The 17,498-nt window shown below is 59.1% G+C and carries 15 protein-coding genes; 10 read left to right on the forward strand and 5 right to left on the reverse strand.

Annotation, left to right across the window (positions count from 1 at the left end; translation table 11 throughout):
• Positions 1–12: 12 nt before the first annotated feature.
• Positions 13–882, forward strand: a complete 870-nt coding sequence (locus GEV01_RS24620) for an N-acetylmuramoyl-L-alanine amidase (protein WP_152808341.1) — start codon at positions 13–15, stop codon at positions 880–882.
• A 16-nt stretch (positions 883–898) separates the two neighbouring features.
• Positions 899–1,510, forward strand: coding sequence for a M15 family metallopeptidase (locus GEV01_RS24625; protein ID WP_152808108.1), 612 nt, complete (start codon positions 899–901; stop codon positions 1,508–1,510).
• Positions 1,511–1,528: 18 nt separating this feature from the next.
• On the opposite strand, the gene GEV01_RS24630 is transcribed toward GEV01_RS24625, so the two are convergent.
• Positions 1,529–3,667, reverse strand: coding sequence for a peptidase domain-containing ABC transporter (locus GEV01_RS24630; protein ID WP_152808110.1), 2,139 nt, complete (start codon positions 3,665–3,667; stop codon positions 1,529–1,531).
• A 15-nt stretch (positions 3,668–3,682) separates the two neighbouring features.
• Positions 3,683–4,936, reverse strand: a complete 1,254-nt coding sequence (locus GEV01_RS31450) for an HlyD family secretion protein (RefSeq protein ID WP_152808112.1) — start codon at positions 4,934–4,936, stop codon at positions 3,683–3,685.
• A 430-nt stretch (positions 4,937–5,366) separates the two neighbouring features.
• On the opposite strand from GEV01_RS31450, the gene GEV01_RS24640 reads away from it, so the two are divergent.
• Together GEV01_RS24640 and GEV01_RS24645 are read left to right on the forward strand one after the other, a co-directional pair.
• Complete coding sequence (locus GEV01_RS24640) at positions 5,367–5,834, forward strand: hypothetical protein (protein WP_152808114.1); 468 nt, start codon at positions 5,367–5,369, stop codon at positions 5,832–5,834.
• A 311-nt stretch (positions 5,835–6,145) separates the two neighbouring features.
• Positions 6,146–7,267: a hypothetical protein gene (locus GEV01_RS24645; RefSeq protein WP_152808116.1), complete on the forward strand. Its 1,122-nt coding sequence runs from the start codon at positions 6,146–6,148 to the stop codon at positions 7,265–7,267.
• An 8-nt stretch (positions 7,268–7,275) separates the two neighbouring features.
• Here the strand turns inward: GEV01_RS24645 and GEV01_RS24650 are convergent, their stop codons facing one another.
• A complete protein-coding gene (locus tag GEV01_RS24650; RefSeq protein WP_152808118.1) occupies positions 7,276–8,253 on the reverse strand; it encodes an aldo/keto reductase in 978 nt (325 codons plus the stop codon).
• A gap of 110 nt (positions 8,254–8,363) precedes the next feature.
• On the opposite strand from GEV01_RS24650, the gene GEV01_RS24655 reads away from it, so the two are divergent.
• The 5 genes from GEV01_RS24655 (at position 8,364) to GEV01_RS24675 (ending at position 12,917) form a co-directional block, all read left to right on the forward strand.
• Positions 8,364–9,260 carry a LysR family transcriptional regulator gene (locus GEV01_RS24655; protein WP_152808120.1) on the forward strand — a complete coding sequence of 299 codons (897 nt, stop codon included), beginning with the start codon at positions 8,364–8,366 and terminating at the stop codon, positions 9,258–9,260.
• A gap of 214 nt (positions 9,261–9,474) precedes the next feature.
• Positions 9,475–10,236, forward strand: a complete 762-nt coding sequence (locus GEV01_RS24660; RefSeq protein WP_152808122.1) for a hypothetical protein — start codon at positions 9,475–9,477, stop codon at positions 10,234–10,236.
• Between the two features lie 2 nt (positions 10,237–10,238).
• Positions 10,239–10,964: a CDP-alcohol phosphatidyltransferase family protein gene (locus tag GEV01_RS24665; protein WP_152808124.1), complete on the forward strand. Its 726-nt coding sequence runs from the start codon at positions 10,239–10,241 to the stop codon at positions 10,962–10,964.
• Positions 10,957–11,919 (forward strand): fatty acid desaturase, encoded by a 963-nt coding sequence (locus GEV01_RS30970; RefSeq protein WP_268878374.1) that lies wholly within the window; start codon positions 10,957–10,959, stop codon positions 11,917–11,919. Before GEV01_RS24665 ends, GEV01_RS30970 begins: the two co-directional genes overlap by 8 nt.
• The gene (locus GEV01_RS24675; protein WP_152808127.1) at positions 11,916–12,917 is read left to right on the forward strand and encodes a Gfo/Idh/MocA family protein; all 1,002 of its coding nucleotides are present in this window, start codon (positions 11,916–11,918) and stop codon (positions 12,915–12,917) included. The genes GEV01_RS30970 and GEV01_RS24675 overlap by 4 nt, the downstream gene beginning before the upstream one ends.
• 12 nt (positions 12,918–12,929) lie before the next feature.
• On the opposite strand, the gene dacB is transcribed toward GEV01_RS24675, so the two are convergent.
• Together dacB and GEV01_RS24685 are read right to left on the reverse strand one after the other, a co-directional pair.
• Positions 12,930–14,414: a D-alanyl-D-alanine carboxypeptidase/D-alanyl-D-alanine endopeptidase gene (gene dacB / locus GEV01_RS24680; protein ID WP_152808130.1), complete on the reverse strand. Its 1,485-nt coding sequence runs from the start codon at positions 14,412–14,414 to the stop codon at positions 12,930–12,932.
• Between the two features lie 11 nt (positions 14,415–14,425).
• Entirely contained in the window at positions 14,426–15,664 is a 1,239-nt protein-coding gene (locus GEV01_RS24685) for a nucleoside recognition domain-containing protein (RefSeq protein ID WP_152808132.1), read from the reverse strand.
• A 108-nt stretch (positions 15,665–15,772) separates the two neighbouring features.
• On the opposite strand from GEV01_RS24685, the gene GEV01_RS24690 reads away from it, so the two are divergent.
• A complete protein-coding gene (locus GEV01_RS24690; RefSeq protein ID WP_152808134.1) occupies positions 15,773–17,494 on the forward strand; it encodes an ABC transporter substrate-binding protein in 1,722 nt (573 codons plus the stop codon).
• Positions 17,495–17,498 lie beyond the last annotated feature (4 nt).

The following is a 17,498-nucleotide window of genomic DNA, read 5'->3' on the forward strand; positions in this document are numbered from 1 at the left end:
AGACCGCTAATGATGAAGCTACTGCCGCTTGCCGCCCTGTCCACCGCCGCCGCCCTGCTGGCCGGTTGCGCCACCGCACCGCCCGCCGGGCCGCGTATCGATACCACGCTGAGCGCGCGCAGCCAGAGCGACCGCATCAAGTACATCATCATCCACTACACGGTCAGCGACCTGCCGCGTTCGATCAAGATCCTGACCCAGCAGGAAGTCAGCGCCCACTATCTGCTGACCGACACGGAACAGCCCTTCTTCTACACGCTGGTGGACGAATCGCGCCAGGCCAACCATGCCGGGCTGAGCAGCTGGAAGATCTACAACCAGCTCAATTCGGCATCGATCGGCATCGAGATCGTCAATCCCGGTTTTGTCGAGACGCCGCAGGGCCGCGTGTACGCGCCGTTCCCACCGGCGCAGATCGACCAGCTGATCTTGCTGTTGAAGCAGATCGTCGCCCGCCACGACATCAAGCCGGAAAACATCCTCGGCCACAACGATATCGCCCCGCAGCGCAAGCAGGATCCCGGCCCGATGTTCCCGTGGAAGCGGCTGGCCGACGCCGGCCTGGTCGCGTGGCCGGAGGCCAGCCGCGTGGCGGCGCGTTTGCCGCTGTTCCAGCAGCAGTTGCCGGACGTGGCCTGGTTCCAGCGCAAGCTGGCCCAGCACGGCTACGCGGTGCCGCAGACGGGCGAGCTGGACCAGGCCACCCGCAATGTGATGGTGGTGTTCCAATCGAAGTATCGCCAGTCGCTGTACGACGGCGTGCCGGACGCGGAATCGGCGGCCATCCTCGACGTGCTGACCAGCCCGGTGCCGGTGATGGCGATCCCGCCGACCGTAATGCCGCAGCCGCAGCCGGCGCCTGGCACGCTGCCGACCGAATAGACTCCGGGAGCGTCGCATGGCTGTCACCATCACCTGTGAAGAAATTGCCGGCCATGGCGACTTCCGGCGTCTCGACAGCATAGATGGCATCGCCGTCGACCTGCGTTATGCCACGCCGGACAACTTCGTCGGCCGCGATCTGTATTCGCCGCTGGACTGCGGCTGGCTGCACAACAATGCGGCAGCGGCGCTGGAGCGGGTGGTGGTGTGGCTGGCCGAACGGCGGCCCGATTGCAAGGTGCTGGTGCTCGATGCGCTGCGTCCGCAACGCGTGCAGGAGCAGCTGTGGCTGGCGCTGCAGGGCACCGAGCTGCTGGGCTATATCGCCGATCCGGTGCGCGGTTCGATACACTCCTTTGGCATGGCGCTGGACTTGACCTTGCTCGACGCGCAAGGGCGCGAGCTGGACATGGGCACCGGTTTCGATGATCTGTCCGAACGCTCGCATCCGGCGCTGGAGGCCGGGATGCTGGCGCGCGGCGAGCTGACCGTGCAGCAGATCGCCAACCGCCAGCTGCTGCGCGACGCCATGTTCCAGGCCGGCTGGGTCGGCATCAACAGCGAGTGGTGGCACTTCGATTGCGGCGACCGCTTGCTGGTGCGCCGCGACTACATCCGCGTGATTTGACAGTTGGCAAACATATATTTACGCTGCAAGGTTTTGTTCAAGTATGCCGTTACTTTCTGGTAGTTCAATAAACTGGCCTTTGTTGAGACTGATTACGCGATCAGCGATCGAAATGGTTTGAGGGCGATGAGCAATCATAATCCGTGTAATTTTCAGCGCGGCGATGGCAGCGCCAATTTGAGCTTCGTTCTCCACGTCGAGGTGACTGGTTGCTTCGTCAAGGAATAAAATCTTCGGCTTACGATACAAAGCGCGAGCCAATAATACTCGTTGCTTTTGTCCGCCAGATAAGACTGTCCCCATATCGCCAACCAAAGTATGGTATCCCATGACCATGGCTTTGATTTCTTCGTGGATATTTGCTGCGCGGGCGCATTCCTCCATCCAAGCCTGATCCGGTTTGCTGTCAAGGAAAGCTATATTGTCATATAACGAACCTGCGAACAAATGATCGTCCTGCAGAACTGTGGCGATGACGGAACGGTAGCTTCGCAAGCCGATATGCTTGAACGGTATATCTCCAACTAAAATTTGACCACTGGTTGGCGTTAGCATGCCCAGCATCAGCTTCAAACATGTCGTTTTGCCGCAGCCGGAGGGGCCGATAATGGCTACGCACTCTCCAGGCCGGATCACTAAATTTACATCCTTTAGAATATAGGGGTCGTCGCGGGAGTAGCGATAGTTGAGTTTGTTGAATGTGAGCGTGAAATCGTCAGGCATTTCACGGGAATGATAGCTTTCCGTTTCTTCTGGCTGAGTGAGTACGATGTCAGCCAAGCGCTCTCCGTGCAGGCTAAGCATACGGAAATCAATAAACCGATCAATTAATTGATTGATGCGTGTGGAAAATTGTTCTTTGTAGACTAAAAAGGCGAATAACATGCCTACGGTGAAATACTGATCCAGCACCGCTTGCGCGCCTAGCCAGAGCACTGCTGCACGCTCCAGTGTCGATAGGGTACCCCAGCCTGTGCTAAAAAATAAATTGAGCTTTTGCGTCACCAAGTTGGCATTGATGGCATCGATGCAAAGATTGAGCCAGACTGAACGACGTTCTTGTTCGCGTCCGAACAATTTAATGCTGCGCACGCCGCGTATGGTTTCCAAAAAAAAAGTCTGTTCCTTAGCCTGCTTGACAAGCACCCCTGCCGAGGCACGGCGCAGGCTACCATAGCGGACCCAGCGCATGGCTCCATATAAAAGCACGGCGCAGCAGCTGACTGCGGTCAACGACGGACTATACAAGAGCATCATGATTAGCGTACTGACTGCTAACAGGCCGTCGAGAAGCGCATCGACGGCTGCACTGGTGAGACTGTGTTCGATAACGCGCACTGCACCAAATCGAGATACGATATCGCCTAGATGACGTCGCTCGAAATACTCGACGGGCAGCTTGAGCAGGTGCCCCATGATGTTTGACATCCACTGCAGATTGAAATGCGTACTGATGTAGATGCCGATCCAGGAACGCAAGGCGCCGATTGCCGTGGTCGATATTCCTATGCCGACCAGACCTAAGCCAAGTAAATTGAGTAAGCCTCTGTTGTTGACCACGATGGCATCGTCGGTAATCCATTGCATGATCATGGGCGAAGCAAGAGCGAGCACTTCAAGTGCTAGTGCCAGACCTAGAATTTGTAGAAGCCCGCGCTTTAAACCTACGACCTTGCCCATTAATTGACTCAGCTGTAGCGGAGCGGGTGCGCGTTTACGTTGGAAATTCATCCCTGTCGACAGCTCCACGGCTACCCCAGTGAAGTGTTGAGATACTTGCTTGAGTGGCAGTTTCAATTCGCCATGAGCAGGATCATGGATCACAACCCACGGACCGCGGACTGACTCGAGTACGACGAAATGGTTTAAATCCCAATGCAGCAAAGCTGGCATTTGCAATTGAGCGAGCTCATCAAGCTCCAGACGTAGTGCCCGCGCACTCAGGCCTAACTGAGTGCCGATATGGATCAATTGTTCCAGGTTCGCCCCTTTGAGGGTAATGGGGAAGCGTTTGCGGAGTTCAGGCAGGTCGGTCTGATAGCCGTGATAGCAAGCGATCATGGCGAGACAAGCTAAGCCGCATTCGGACGCTTCCGTTTGCAAGATTACTGGAACTCGTTTGCTGAGCGAAAATTTTAAATCGCGTTGATTATTCATGGTGAGTCATCGGAGTTATCGACTGAAAAGGGGTTCGAATACCCACTCATAAACGGCGCGGGTGTCTAGCTCGATATCCGCAACAAGTTGCATGCCGGTGCGTAGTCTTTGTGTGGTGCCATAGGCTTTCACGGACTGCTGGTCCAGCGTCACGTTGATTGAATAGAGTGGTTCGTTCGAGATACTAGCGGTACTAATGCGGGTAGATGGAGACGCTTCACCAGCGGCTACCGGACTATCTGCTACTGCGTTTATTTTTCCCATAATAAAACCGAATTTCTGATATGGAAACGCATCCACCTTGAGTCTGACACTCTGCCCCGGCCGAATAAAGCCCAGAGTGCGACTGGGAGCATATAGCTTGGCGTGCAGTTCGCTGGCGCTCGGGATGATACTTACCAAAGGGACGCCAGGACCGGCAGTCTGGTTGTGAGCAATTGTGAGCGAGCCGATAACACCGTCACATGGGGCAACAACCGCCCACTCGTGCTCATTCTTTTGCCGGCTCAAATCCGACTCATACGCGGAAATAGTCCGGGCCATCTGTGCTTTGGTCACTGAATTACGTAAGGGAACATTGGCTAGGTCACGTTCGACTCGAGCGATATCGGCATTCGTGCTGTTGAGAGCTTTTTGCACATCATTTAGGCGCAAGCGCTGGTCCAGTAGCTCATCCCGCTTTTGTTGAACCTGCGCCTCTGGCATATAGCCCGCATGCCGCAAGCTCTCATAGCGAGCCAAAGCTTGTTCCGCTGAAAGCACACGCTCCTGCAAAGTGGCGTGTTCGGCGTGTAGGGTGACGCGATTGCTACGCAAACTTTCTAGGTTTTCACGAGCTGCAATGGCATCAGTACCTTGCAGTTTTAGCGTGTCGGCCAGTTCGCCATGGAGTGTACCAAGGCGGCCCAGCAGCTTGGCGTCAAGTTCAGCTTCAATGGCTTTACCACTACCTCCTTGATGTTCGGTGGCAAACACCAGCAGCACATCGCCCTTTTTGACGGGTTGGCCTTCCTGTATGTTGACAATCTGCAACATGCCGCCTTGACTCGCATACAATTTGATAACGCCACGGCTAGGTTCCAGCACGCCGCCTACGCTTTCACGGCGTGTGTATTCACCCATTATGCCGAAAGCGCACAACAAGGCAGCTAAGGATATGGCCATCAGCACGAACAGGTAATGTGCAACCGGATGAATTAATAGTACATTGCCATGGATGCGGTTGCGTGGAGCCTCAATTACTTCGTCTCGAAACAACTGATTGCTCACGATATTGTCACCAACAGCTGAGAATAGAAATCAAAGAACCTGCTACTGCGTGCCAAGAAGATAGAGAGATGAGATGAAGAAGACATTAAATAAAGGACTCAAAAGAACACTAAATTCGACTTTATATCGTGCAGAACCAATGCAGTTTAAGAAACAGTTATTATACAGCAACTGATGTGTATTTTTTAATTAATTTTGTATTAATTGAAGTTCTTCCGATATTATGAAAATAATTTTTGCTGAGCAGTATGCAATGCTGTTCTAATGTTGATATTAGGAAAAGAATAATTTTTATTTGACAATTGAAAATTAAACATTGAAAATGCTGCGCAATTGTTTAGGAAGCGCAATCATTATTCTTACACTGCCAGTGAAGTTTATCCTTTACTCGTTATTGTTTGTGATATGTTTTCCGAGGCAATAAATACCCGTGATGAAGATTGTCCCGGATAGAAATCAAGACCTTTATTTGAATTTTACTTTGGAGTTGGTTTTAATAATGCGTATTCTCGATGCAAAAGACATTGCTGCTGTTGCTGGTGGTGCCTATGGTGTGGATCAAACTATGTGTCCGCCAGGCTATGGCGTAGCTACCACAACTTCGTCTTCATCTGCAGTACTTAAACCTAATGCCAGCGGCAGTGTTGGTATGGATGGAAATGTGCCTAAGGGCTCTGTAACCTTGAGTCCTGGTACAACGACCACAACCTACACGGTCACTACGGCTTGCGTGCCGAATATCCAACCTCCGCCTCCACCTCCACCTCCACCTCCTGCACCGGTAGTGGTGGTAGTGGTGGTGAATAACGGCGGTGGAGGTCCCGATGAGAAACCCAGTTATGGTGGTGGTCATGAACCTGGTCAAGGCACCCACCCCGAGGAGGAAGACGGCGGCTAATCACAAAACGACGAAATTGCTTATTTAAGTAATCCGTTCTCATATCGAAATCGGCAAGAGCGTCCTGTTGCCGATTTCGTATACCTTCCAGCGCTGTTTTGATGTGGTGCTATTCCGCTGTAATTTTGGCAAATCGTTCAGGTCGGCTTTTTTGTATGATTACTCGTCATAAATTATGATGAGCGAAGTACTACGGAATTTTTATGCAATTTTTAAGAAACATAGTTTTATCATATTTGCTTTCTCTACTGATGTTCACTGCGGGAGTGGCCCATGCAGCTCATGACCAATGGAGGCGCTTGGATATAAATGTGAATCTTGATACCGGTATTAATACTACCGTTGAGGTGTACTTTCCCATATCGGGAAAACCGAAAGCTCTGGTCATTGCCGTGCCCGGAACTGGAGGTCTTTCGGACCCATACTTTGATCGCGAACTGGGACAAAGCGCATTCATGCCGGATTCCAGGGGCGGGACAACTGCGGCGTTAGTGAATGCCGGATATGGCGTTGCTTTTTATAGCCAGCGTGGATTCCGGCAATTGCGCACTTGCGTTGCTGGCGATACTGCTTTTGAGCGCGCGGTGTCGTACGTGGAGCACTGCATCGACGAACCGGTGCGAGCCGGCGTGACATTGGCTACGATCACGAATGATACCGAGACTATTTTTCGCGCCCTGTCACGCCATCCAGCTACCTCGACATTTGAGCAAATTGCTCTCGCTTGGTCTGAAGGAAGCTACCATGCGGCGACGCTGATCGGCGCTTCGAGAATCGATACACGAAAGATGGTGACTATCGGCGGACCGGTCGAATCCATGTCGGCTACTTTTGAATACCAACTTACCCGCCAATATTATTTTGACTTGGCTGATGCCGCATTCCAGAAATGCAATCAAACCAGCCTCACCATGTTCGAATTATTTCGCTGCGGACAAGTACAAATTACGCAGCAAAAACACGCTTGGGCCAGAGAAATGGCTGACGGTGATGTTCTTGTTCGAGAAAATATCCCTCAACGAAAGATCTATTTCTCAAATTTTTATTTGGACTTGCAAAAACAGTTTGCCAGTTTTCCTCGCGACACGGCTATGAATGGAACTTTTCGAGGCATCAATATACAGCGCGCATGGGCGGCGGCGTATTACGATCAAGTGTTTTCATCCAAGACAAAGATGTTGGAAAATATAGGGAAAAGCCACGGTGCTATTGGCCTCATTTATGGTGCTGCGGATAATCTGGTGCGCCTGCCCAACGATCATGTATGCTCCAATGCAAAGGCTGCAGGTGTCGAGTATTGTGCGTTTCTGATCCTGCCCAAGCTCGGGCATGGACTCGAGGATGGGAACGAAAAAGTTAGCTCCATCGCTTTGGATGCAGTGGTTAAAACCATTGATTCCATTTGGATGGTCCCTCTTTCACCCGTTAATTGACAGGATACCTAGCGGTCCACCATCGCCATGCGCTCCTTGCTGTAGCGCAGGCCGGACACTTGCTTCAGCGCGTTATCCAGCACCGCCATCTCCATCTCATCCAGCGTGATCTCCGCTGCGGCCACGTTCTGCTCCAGGAAAGTGCGGCGGCGCGTGCCGGGGATGGTCACGATATCGTCGCCCTTGTGCATGGCCCAGGCCAGCGCGATCTGCCCCGGCGTCACCAGACGGTGATCGGCCAGCTCGCGCACGATGGCGGCAGCCTCCATGTTGCGGTCGAAGTTCTCCCCTTGCAGACGCGGATCCAGATGGCGGAAATCGCTGGGCGGATACTCTTCCGCACGCTTGGCGGTACCGGCCAGGAAACCCCGTCCCAGCGGGCTGAACGCCACCAGGCCGATGCCCAGTTCGCGCAGCGCCGGCAGCACGTCGGCCTCCAGGTTGCGCTCCCACAGCGAATACTCGCTTTGCAGCACGCTGATCGGATGCACCGCATGGGCGCGGCGGATATTGGCCACGCCCGCCTCTGACAAGCCCAGGTAGCGCACCTTGCCCTCGCGCACCAAGTCGGCCATCACGCCCACCACGTCCTCGACCGGCACCAGCGGATCGATGCGGTGCTGGTACAGCAGATCGATGTAATCGGTGTTCAAACGGCGCAGCGAGCCTTCGACCTTTTCGCGGATATGGGCCGGGTCGCTGGTCACGCCGACGGTCTTGCCGTCGCGTATATCGAAGCCGAACTTGGTGGCGAGGATGACCTCGCTGCGGCGGCCGGTGAAGGCGCGGCCCAGCAGGGCTTCATTGTCGTAGGGGCCATACTGCTCGGCCGTGTCGAAGAAGTTGATGCCCAGCTCCAGCGCGCGGTGCAGCGTGGCGACCGCCTCCGTCTGGTCGGCCGGCCCGTAGGTATTGCTCATGCCCATGCAGCCCAAACCCTGTGCCGATACCGTCAGACCCTGGCTGCCCAAAATGCGTTGTTTCATGATGACCTCTGCGTGATGTGGTGCTTTGAGTATCGGTGCTGCACAAAAAATACACAATCCGCTTAAAATGCAAAGCATTGTTGATGTAGCTGCAACGGCGGAGTAATGCGATGGAAATGTTGAAGGAGATGGCCATCTTTGCACAGGTGGTCGACAGCGGCGGCTTTTCGGCGGCGGCGCGGCAACTGGAGCTGACCACGTCGGCGGTCAGCCGCCACGTGTCGCGGCTGGAGGCGCACATGGGCGGACGGCTGCTGCACCGGACCACGCGTTCGCTGTCGCTGACCGAGCTGGGCCAGCAGGTGCACGCGGCCTGCGTGCGCATGGTGAGCACGGCGCGCGAAGTGCATGCGCTGGCCGGCAGCTACAGCGCGCGGCCGAACGGCACCATACGCGTCAGCGCGCCCATCGTGCTGGGCCAGGTGTGGCTGGCGCCCAAGCTGCCGGGCTTCCTGGCGCGCTATCCCGAGGTGAATGTCGAATTGCAGCTGATGGACCGCAAGATCGACCTGATCGAAGAAGGCATGGACCTGGCGGTCCGCATCGCGACCGAGCTGGCGCCGGGCCTGGCGGCGCGCACGCTGGGGCCGGTGACTTATGTGCTGGTGGCCACGCAGCAGTACCTGGATGAGCACGGCGAGCCGCAATCGCCGCAGGAATTGCCGGCGCATCAGTGCAGCTACCTGGGCTACGCGCGCTTCGGCGACGCCTGGAGCTTGCGGCGCGGCAGCGAGACGGCCAGCGTCCGCGTGCCGTCGCGGCTGACGATCAACAACAGCGCGGCGCTGATGGCGGTGGTGGAGGCGGGCGGCGGTATCGGCCTGGTGCCGGATTTCACGGCGCGTCCGGCGCTGGCGCAGCGGCGGGTGCGGCAGGTGCTGCCGGAGTGGGTGTTCGACGAGCCATATGCCGGCACCGTGCACGCGGTCTACATGCCCGGCCCGCATCTGGCGCTGAAGGTGCGGGCGTTTATCGACTATCTGGTGGAGCAAGGGCTGCCAGGATGATGTATAAATGACACGCAATTGTTAATTTATCGAGATTGCATACTTACTAATGTTAAATGTGACAATCCGATAGATTCTTAGTTGACACTTTACTTACACTCACGGTTGATGCAGCAGTGCCACGTAAATTTTAGCGAGGCGTAAAAAAACCGTGAATAAAAACCATCCACACAGATTTACCTGTATCGCCTGGGCTTCCGGCCCCTACAAGGCAATGTTCAAAAATTTGCAGGCTGATTGCGAACGGTTCGGCTACCCCAGCCACCTGTACGAAATCGACCAGGATTATTCCAGTCTGCTGCAAGCGTGGTGCAACCATCCGCGCATCATCCGACAGGGTGTGGAGGACTTCGGTACCGTGCTCTACATGGACGTCGAGTGCCGCATCGTGGCGCCGATTCCGGAATCATGGCAAGCGCCGCTGGTGTCGATCCGCTGGCCGGAACAGAAATTCTGGATACGCTACAACTCCGGCACCGTCATGGCCGACGAGAGCTGCATCCCCTGGCTGGACGCCTGGATACGCATCATCGACGAATGGAAGCTGGGCGACCTGGCGCGCGAAGACCATGTGCACTGGCCGGGCGATCTGTGCGATGAACTCGGCATGGCCGCTGCGCTGAGCGCCTTCGGCGTGCGCGTGCAGACGCCGCGCCTGGAGTACGTCGACCGCGATACCGATGCGGAACTGGCGCGCGGGCTGTGGAGCAACCGGCACACCATCATTCAGCATCCAACGCAGCACCACTGGCCCAAGGAGGCCGATCCGGTCGAGTGCAAAAAGCTCTTCGTGCAGAACTACCCGGGCAATCCGCTCGACGCCACCGGCATTTTTTCCGGCGACGGCGACGTCCAGACCCATCTGGGCTGGGTGTTCAATCCTGAGCAGCGTACCTATGCGCCGACGGAATTCTGGCCCGAACATGCGCGGCCATGGATCGAGGAAACCGTGCAGTTGACCTCGGCTCAGCGGTGAGCATGCGCTGGTTTGCCTGGTGCGTGCACGGGTTCACCGCCAGCGGCGTCGTGCTGGGCCTGCTGGCCCTGCTGGCGGTGGAGCAAGGCGATTGGCAGGTGGTGTTCGGCTGGCTGCTGCTGGCGCTGGTGATCGATGCCGTCGATGGCCCGATCGCCCGCCTGATACGCATCAAGACCGTGCTGCCCCGCTTCGACGGCAGCACGCTCGACCTGCTGGTGGACTACCTGACCTTCGTCATCGTGCCGGCGCTGGTGCTGTGCCACTCGACGATCCTGCCGGAGCCGCTGCGCATTGCCGGCGCGGCCGCCATCCTGGTGACGGCGCTGCATCACTACTGCAACCTGGACATCAAGACCGAGGACGGCTACTTCGTCGGCTTTCCTGCGTTCTGGAATATCGCGGTGTTTTATCTGTATCGCTTTCCGGTGTCGCCGACGGTGGCTGCGGCCATCGTTGCCGTGCTGTGTGTGCTGACCTGCGTGCCGATCAAAGTGGTGCACCCTTTGCGCGTCAAAAAGTTTCGGGTGTTTTCCTTTGCCTTCCTCGCGCTGTGGCTGGTGGTGGGCGGCTTTGCCCTGTTGCGGCCTGACCTGAACGGCAATTGGCTGCTGGTGCCCAATCTGGTGCCGCTGGCGTATTTCACCCTGATCAGCATCCGCCGTACCTTGGCCGGAGTGGATATCGAGCATGCGGACCATGTCGCAGCCAACCCTCAAAATGCCTGAGCTGTTCGTCGTCACGCAACGCCGTGACCCGCACATACAAAGGCGCAGGGACATGCTGCGCGCCCATCCGCAGATACGCGGCCTGTTCGGACCCAACCCGTGGTCGTTGGGATTGACGGCCGCGCTGGTGGCCTTGCAGCTGGGCCTGGCGTCGCTGGCGCAGCAGGCCGCGTGGTGGCAGATGCTGCTGCTGGCGTGGCTAGCCGGCGCTTATGTCGCCGCCTGCCTGTTCGCGATGATTCACGACGCTAGCCATTTGCTGATCCTGCGCGGACGCGCGGCCAATCATCTGGCAGTCTGTTGCGCCAATCTGCCGCTGGTCATGTGGAGCGCCGTGCCTTTTTTTCGCTATCACCTCTGGCACCATCGCGGCCTGGGCGATTATGAGCGCGACGTCGGCGTGCCGACCGAGGCTGAGGCTGTGTGGGTCGGCAACAGTGCGTGGCGCAAGGCCGCGTGGCTGGCTTTCTTTTCCATCGTCCAGGCGTTGAGGACGCGTAAGTTCCCTGAGACCAAAGCCTATTGGAGCGGCTGGATGGCGTTCAATGCCGCGCTCCAGCTCGCGGTGGATATCCTGATCGTGCAGCTGCTCGGCTGGCAAGCCTTGCTGTATCTGGGGTTGTCGATATTTTTTGCACTCGGCTTCCATCCGCTGGGCACGCGTGTGGTGCAAGAGCATTTCGTCGTCGCCGACGGCCAGGAGACGAATAATTTCACCGGCTGGGCCAATGTCTTCGAGTGCAATTTCGGCTACCACATCGAGCATCATGACTTTCCCAATATTCCCTGGAACCGGCTGCCCCGCCTGCGCCGCATCGCGCCCGAGTTTTATGCCGGCCAGGCCGGGTTTTCTTCCCGCCTGCAATTGATGGTGCGGTTCATCTGCGATCCGCGCTGGACGGTGTTTCGCAATACCGTCCGCTTGCGGGCGCCGTCGGACGCGGGCATCACATGAGCCGCATGCTGCGTCTGGCGGTCATCGGCGCCGGCATGATGGCGGGGCGCCGCTCGCGGGCGTTTGTCGCCACCGGGCGGGCGCAGATCGTGGGCATCGCCGCGCGTCGGCTGCCCAGTGCGCAGGCCATGGGCGCGGCGCTGGATTGCACGCATTGCTACGACGATTACCGCCGCCTGCTCGACTGCGAGCCGGATGCCTTGCTGATCGAAGTGCCGCATCAAGGCCAGGACGAACTGGTGTTGTGGGCCATTGCGCAGGGGCTGCCTACGCTGATCGGCGGCCCGCTGTCCGCTTCCGTGCAAGGCGGCGAGGCGATACTGCATGCGGCGCGGCAGGCCGGAGTGCCGGTCGAGTGCGGCTTTGAGGCGCGCTACAAGGCGGTGTGGGAAACGGCGAGGGAATTGCTGCATGCCGGACGCATCGGCCGGCCGATTGCCGTGCAATCGATGGCCTTGTGGGATGGGAATCCGGACAGCTGGTACTACAACCAGGAGGCCAGCGGGGGCATGCCCTTGACCCACATGAGCTACACCTTCATCAACCCCTTGCGGTGGATGCTGGGCGAGCCGTTGCGGGTTTCGGCTTTTGCCAACCGCATCAAGCATACCGCTGCCCATCATGTGCGCGAGGAGACCTGCGTCGCGCATCTGCAGTTCCCGAACGAGGTCATGTGCTCGATGCTGGCCGGCTATGTCAAGCCGGGCAGTTGCGATGCATGGCGGTTGACCATCGTCGGCACCGAGGGCGTGATGGAGTTGCAGCCGACGGAAATGGATAACGGTTGCCTGCGCGTTTCGCACGGCAATGAAATCGATATGTATGAATTTGCCGAGGCGCCGGATGCGTTTGTGTCGCAGGCCCACGCGTTCATCGATCTGGCCTGGGGCGGTCCGCGTGGCCGCAACGCCCCCGAGGACAGCCTGCGCGATTTGCAGGTGGCGCAGGCGATCAGCGATTCGGCGCGGGAAGGACGGTCCATCGAGCTGCTGGCTTGATGGATGCTCGGCTTACCTGGAGCGGGCCACCCAGTCGATGACGCCGTCCAGCACGGTGCGGCCGGCGCCGTTGGCCACGTGCTCGTCGTTCAGGATGGCGACTACGATGCAGGGCTGATTGTTGGCATCGGTGACGTAGCCGGCGATGGCGATCACGCTTTTCAGGCTGCCGGTCTTGATGCGGGCGCGCAGTGCGGCCGGGCTGTCCTTGAGGCGCTTGCGCATGGTGCCGTCGGTGGCGGCGATCGGCAGGCTGGACAGGAACTCGGGCATCCACAGGCTTTTCAGGCCCGCTTGCAGCACGCCGGCCAGTTGCGCCGGCGTGGCGTGTTCGGTGCGCGACAGGCCGGAACCGTTGTCGAACACCAGGCCGTTGGCGTCGATGCGCTGGGTTTGCAGCCAGGCGCGGATCGCGCTTTCGGCGCGCATCGGGGTGCTGGCCAGGTTGCCGTCGGGAGGCAGCGGGCGGCTGCCCAGCACGGGGTCGGCTTCCAGGCTGCCCAGCATCAGGAACACCGTGCGGGCCAGGGTGTTGTCGGAGAATTTGTTGATGTCGCGGAGGATTTCCGGCAGTGGGCGGGAGACGTGTTCGGCCAGCAGGCGGGTGGCCGGGGCGGCGGCTGGCGTTGTCGCCGCTTCGGTCGCAGCCGCTGACGCGCTGGCCTCGCGCACCTCGCCGCTGATGCTGCCGCCGAGCTTGCGCCAGGTGGCGCGCAGCAGGCGCTCCAGATAGTCGTGGTGGTCCAGGACGTCGACGCTGATCGACTTGTTGCAGTTTTTAGGGAAGCTGCCATGCAGCACCACGTCGATCTTGTCTCCGTTGCGCGAGGCGTCCGGCGAACGCCAGCCCTGCTCCCACGACGCGCATGGCGCATCGCTGAGCTTCATCTCCGAGCGGATGCCGACCTTGTCCATCTCCGGCATCATCACCAGCCCCACCTTGCTGCCGGTCGAACGCATTTCCAGCTTCAGCAGATTGGTGCCAGTCAGCAGCGCATCGGGGATCACGTTGTAGTAGGCCCATGGATACTCGTCGAACGGCGGCTGCCCCACATCGGGCCGCGCCGGCTGGAACAGCTGGCGGTCGAGTATCACGTCGCCCTTGATCTTCTGGATGCCCTGGTTGCGCAGCGCTTGCAGCATGTGCAGCAACACGTCCTCGTTCAGGTCGACATCGGCGCCGCCGCGCAGGATCAGGTCGCCTTGCAGCACGCCGTTGACCACCTCGGCGTTGGTGCGGAACTCGGTGCGGGCGCGGAAGGCCGGGCCCAGTTGCTCCAGCGCCGTCAGCGTGGTGAACAGCTTCATGGTCGATGCCGGCTGCATGCTCTGTTGCGCGTTGTGCGAAACCAGCGTGGCGTCGCCGCGCATGACGACGATGCCGGCGCCTTCCGGCGGGATATGCGCCGCTTGCAGCAGGGCGCTGATGGGTTCCGGCAGTTCGGCGTGGGCGGTGCCGGTGGCAATCAGCGCGGCGAGGATGAGGCGACGAAGCATGGCGGCCCTGTTCAATGGAAGAAAATGTAGGAGACGAAGATGGCGGCGATCACGCCGGCCAGGTCGGCGATCAGGCCGCAGGAAATCGCGTAGCGCGTCTTGCGTATGCCCACCGAGCCGAAGTACAGCGCGACGATGTAGAAGGTGGTGTCGGCCGAGCCGTTGAACACGCAGGCCAGGCGGCCGACAAAGGAATCCACGCCGTAGGTACGCATGGTGTCGATCATCATGGCCTTGGCGGCGCTGCCGCTGAGCGGCTTCATCAGCGCGGTCGGCAGCGACGGCACGAAATCGGTGTTGAAGCCCAAGTGGCCGAACAGCCAGCTGAAGCCGTCCACGACGAAGGTGAATACGCCAGCGTTGCGGATCACGCTGATCGCCACCAGCATGCCGACCAGGTAGGGGATCACTGTGATCGAGGTCTGGATGCCGCCCTTGGCGCCTTCGATGAACGCCTCATACACGTTGACCTTGCGCCGCAGCGCGCCGATGATGAAGCCGGCGATCACCACCATCAGCACCAGGTTGCTGAAGACCTTGGAGAACAGTTCGATTTCAAGCTTGGTCAGGTAGTGCGTGAAGTAGAAGACCATGCCGGCGATGGCGGCCGTCATGCCGCCCAGCCAGCTCAGCACCACGCCGTTGAACAGGTTGATGCGCTGGCGGATGGCGACGGCGATGATGCCGGTCACAGTCGCCACATAGGTCGCGATCATGCAGGGGATGAAGATGTCGGACGGATCGGCCGCGCCCAGGATGGAGCGCTGCGCCATGATCGCCAGCGGGATCAAGGTCAGGCCCGAGGTGTGCAGTACCAGGAACATGATCTGCGCGTCGGTCGGCTCGTCCTTGCTGGGGTTGAGGGTTTGCAGGCTTTCCATGGCCTTCAGGCCGAACGGCGTGGCGGCGTTGTCCAGGCCCAGCAGGTTGGCCGAGAAGTTCATCACCATGTGGCCGGTGGCCGGATGGTTCTTCGGCACGCCGGGGAAGATGCGCGAGAAGAACGGCGCGATCAGCCGCGCCAGCAGGTCGATGGCGCCGGCTTTCTCGCCGATGTTCATGATGCCCAGCCACAGCGTCATCACGCCGGCCAGCGGCAGCGCGATGTCCATCACGCCGGCCTTGGCGGAGTCGAAGGTGCCGTCGATGATGCGCTTGAAGATTTCGGTGTCGCCCGTCAGCAGGAACTGCGCCAGCGCGGCCGCAAAGCCGACCAGGAAGAAGCCGGACCAGATGTAATTGAGCGACATGGGTAGAAATTTTCCTGAAAGCAGTGGGCGATTTGCAAAGTATAGCGGGTAAGCCAGCGAAAAAAGTTATAAGCTGCCGCTTTACGTATGCGATGTGGAAGGGATCTGATGCCCAAAAGTTATGCCGCAGCCTTGCCTTTGCTGATGCTGGCGCTGGTGTTCGGCGCGCTGCCGGCCGCCGCAGCGCCGCCCAAAGTCCTGCACGCCTTCCTCAGCACCGGCGAGACCGGCCTTGATCCGGCGGTGGCTTCCGACATCGCCAGCCTCAGCCTGCTGGAAAACCTGTTCGACCCGCTGCTGCGCTACGACTACCTGGCCCGCCCCGTCAAGCTGCAAGCCAACACGCTGAGCGCCATGCCGACCGTGGAAGATAACGGCCTGAGCTACACCTTCCATCTGCGGCAGGACGTCTACTTCACGCCCGACCCGGCGTTCAAGGGCGTGCACCGGCAAGTCACGGCGCAGGATTACGTCTACAGCCTGACGCGCCTGTACGATCCGCTGTTGAAATCGCCGTGGCTGTTTCTGCTGGAGGGCAAGATCGCCGGCGACGAGGCGCTGAAGACCGCCTTCAGCTACGACAGCAACGTCGCCGGCCTGCAGGCGGTGGACAAGTTCACCCTGCGCATCAAGCTCAAGGCCGCCGATCCCAACTTCCTGTTCTACCTGGCGACGCCATCCACCGGCGTGGTCGCGCGCGAGGTGATCGAAGCCTACGGCGCACAGGCCGGCAACCATCCGGTCGGCAGCGGCCCCTTCTTGATGGGCAAGTGGAAGCACAGCGACCAGATCACGCTGCTGGCCAACCGCGATTTCCGGCCGACGATGTTCGAGGGCCGGCGCCTGCCGCTGCTGGACCAGGTCGACATCAAGATCGTCGAGGAATACCAGTCGCGCGTGCTGGGCTTTCTGAACGGCGAATTCGATTTCCTCGAACAGCTGCCGGAATCGATGAAGGATATGGTGCTGACCGGCGACCTCAAGCCCACGCTGAAACCGGCGCTGGCGCAGCAGGGCATGGTGCTGTCGCCCTTCCCCGTGCTGCAGACCTACTACATGTGGATGAACATGGAAGACCCGCTGATCGGCGGCTACAGCAAGGAGAAGGTGGCCTTGCGGCGCGCCATCGCGCTGGGCTACAACAGCGGCGAGGACGTGGCGTTGATGAAGAAGGGCCTGGCCCTGCCGGCCGTCACGCCGCTGCCGCCGAACGTGCTGGGCTACGATGCGCGCTACCGCAACCCGGTCGCCTACGATCCCGCGCTGGCCAATGCGCTGCTGGACCGCTACGGCTACCGCAAGGCTGCCGACGGTTTCCGCACCCAGCCCGGCGGCAAGCCGCTGACCTTGGTGATGCACAGCGAATCATCCACCGTCGGCCGCCTGCGGGACGAGCTGTGGCGCAAGAACCTGAACGCCATCGGCCTCAACGTGACTTTCAAGAGCGACAAGAAAACCGAGATCATCAAAGCCTCGCGCCTGGGCTCGGTGATGATGTTCGAAACCAACTGGGTCGCCGACTTCCCCGACGGCGAGAATTTCTATCAGCTGCTGTACGGCCCCAACAGCGGCCGCGCCAACTACGCCCGCTTCAACCTGCCCGCCTACAACCAGCGTTACGAGCAGAGCCGCAGCATGGGCGACTCGCCGCAGCGCACCGCGCTGTACGACGAGATGGCGCAGCTCATCCATGCCTACACGCCATGGGTGTTGCTGACCCATCCGATTTCCGCCGATTTGCAGCAGCCATGGCTGAAGCATTACCGGCGCCATCCGGTGGAATTGACCAACTGGCGCTATCTGGACGTCGACGCACATAACCCGCGCTGATCCA

It is taken from the genome of Rugamonas rivuli (assembly GCF_009380165.1).
Taxonomy (GTDB): domain Bacteria; phylum Pseudomonadota; class Gammaproteobacteria; order Burkholderiales; family Burkholderiaceae_D; genus Rugamonas; species Rugamonas rivuli.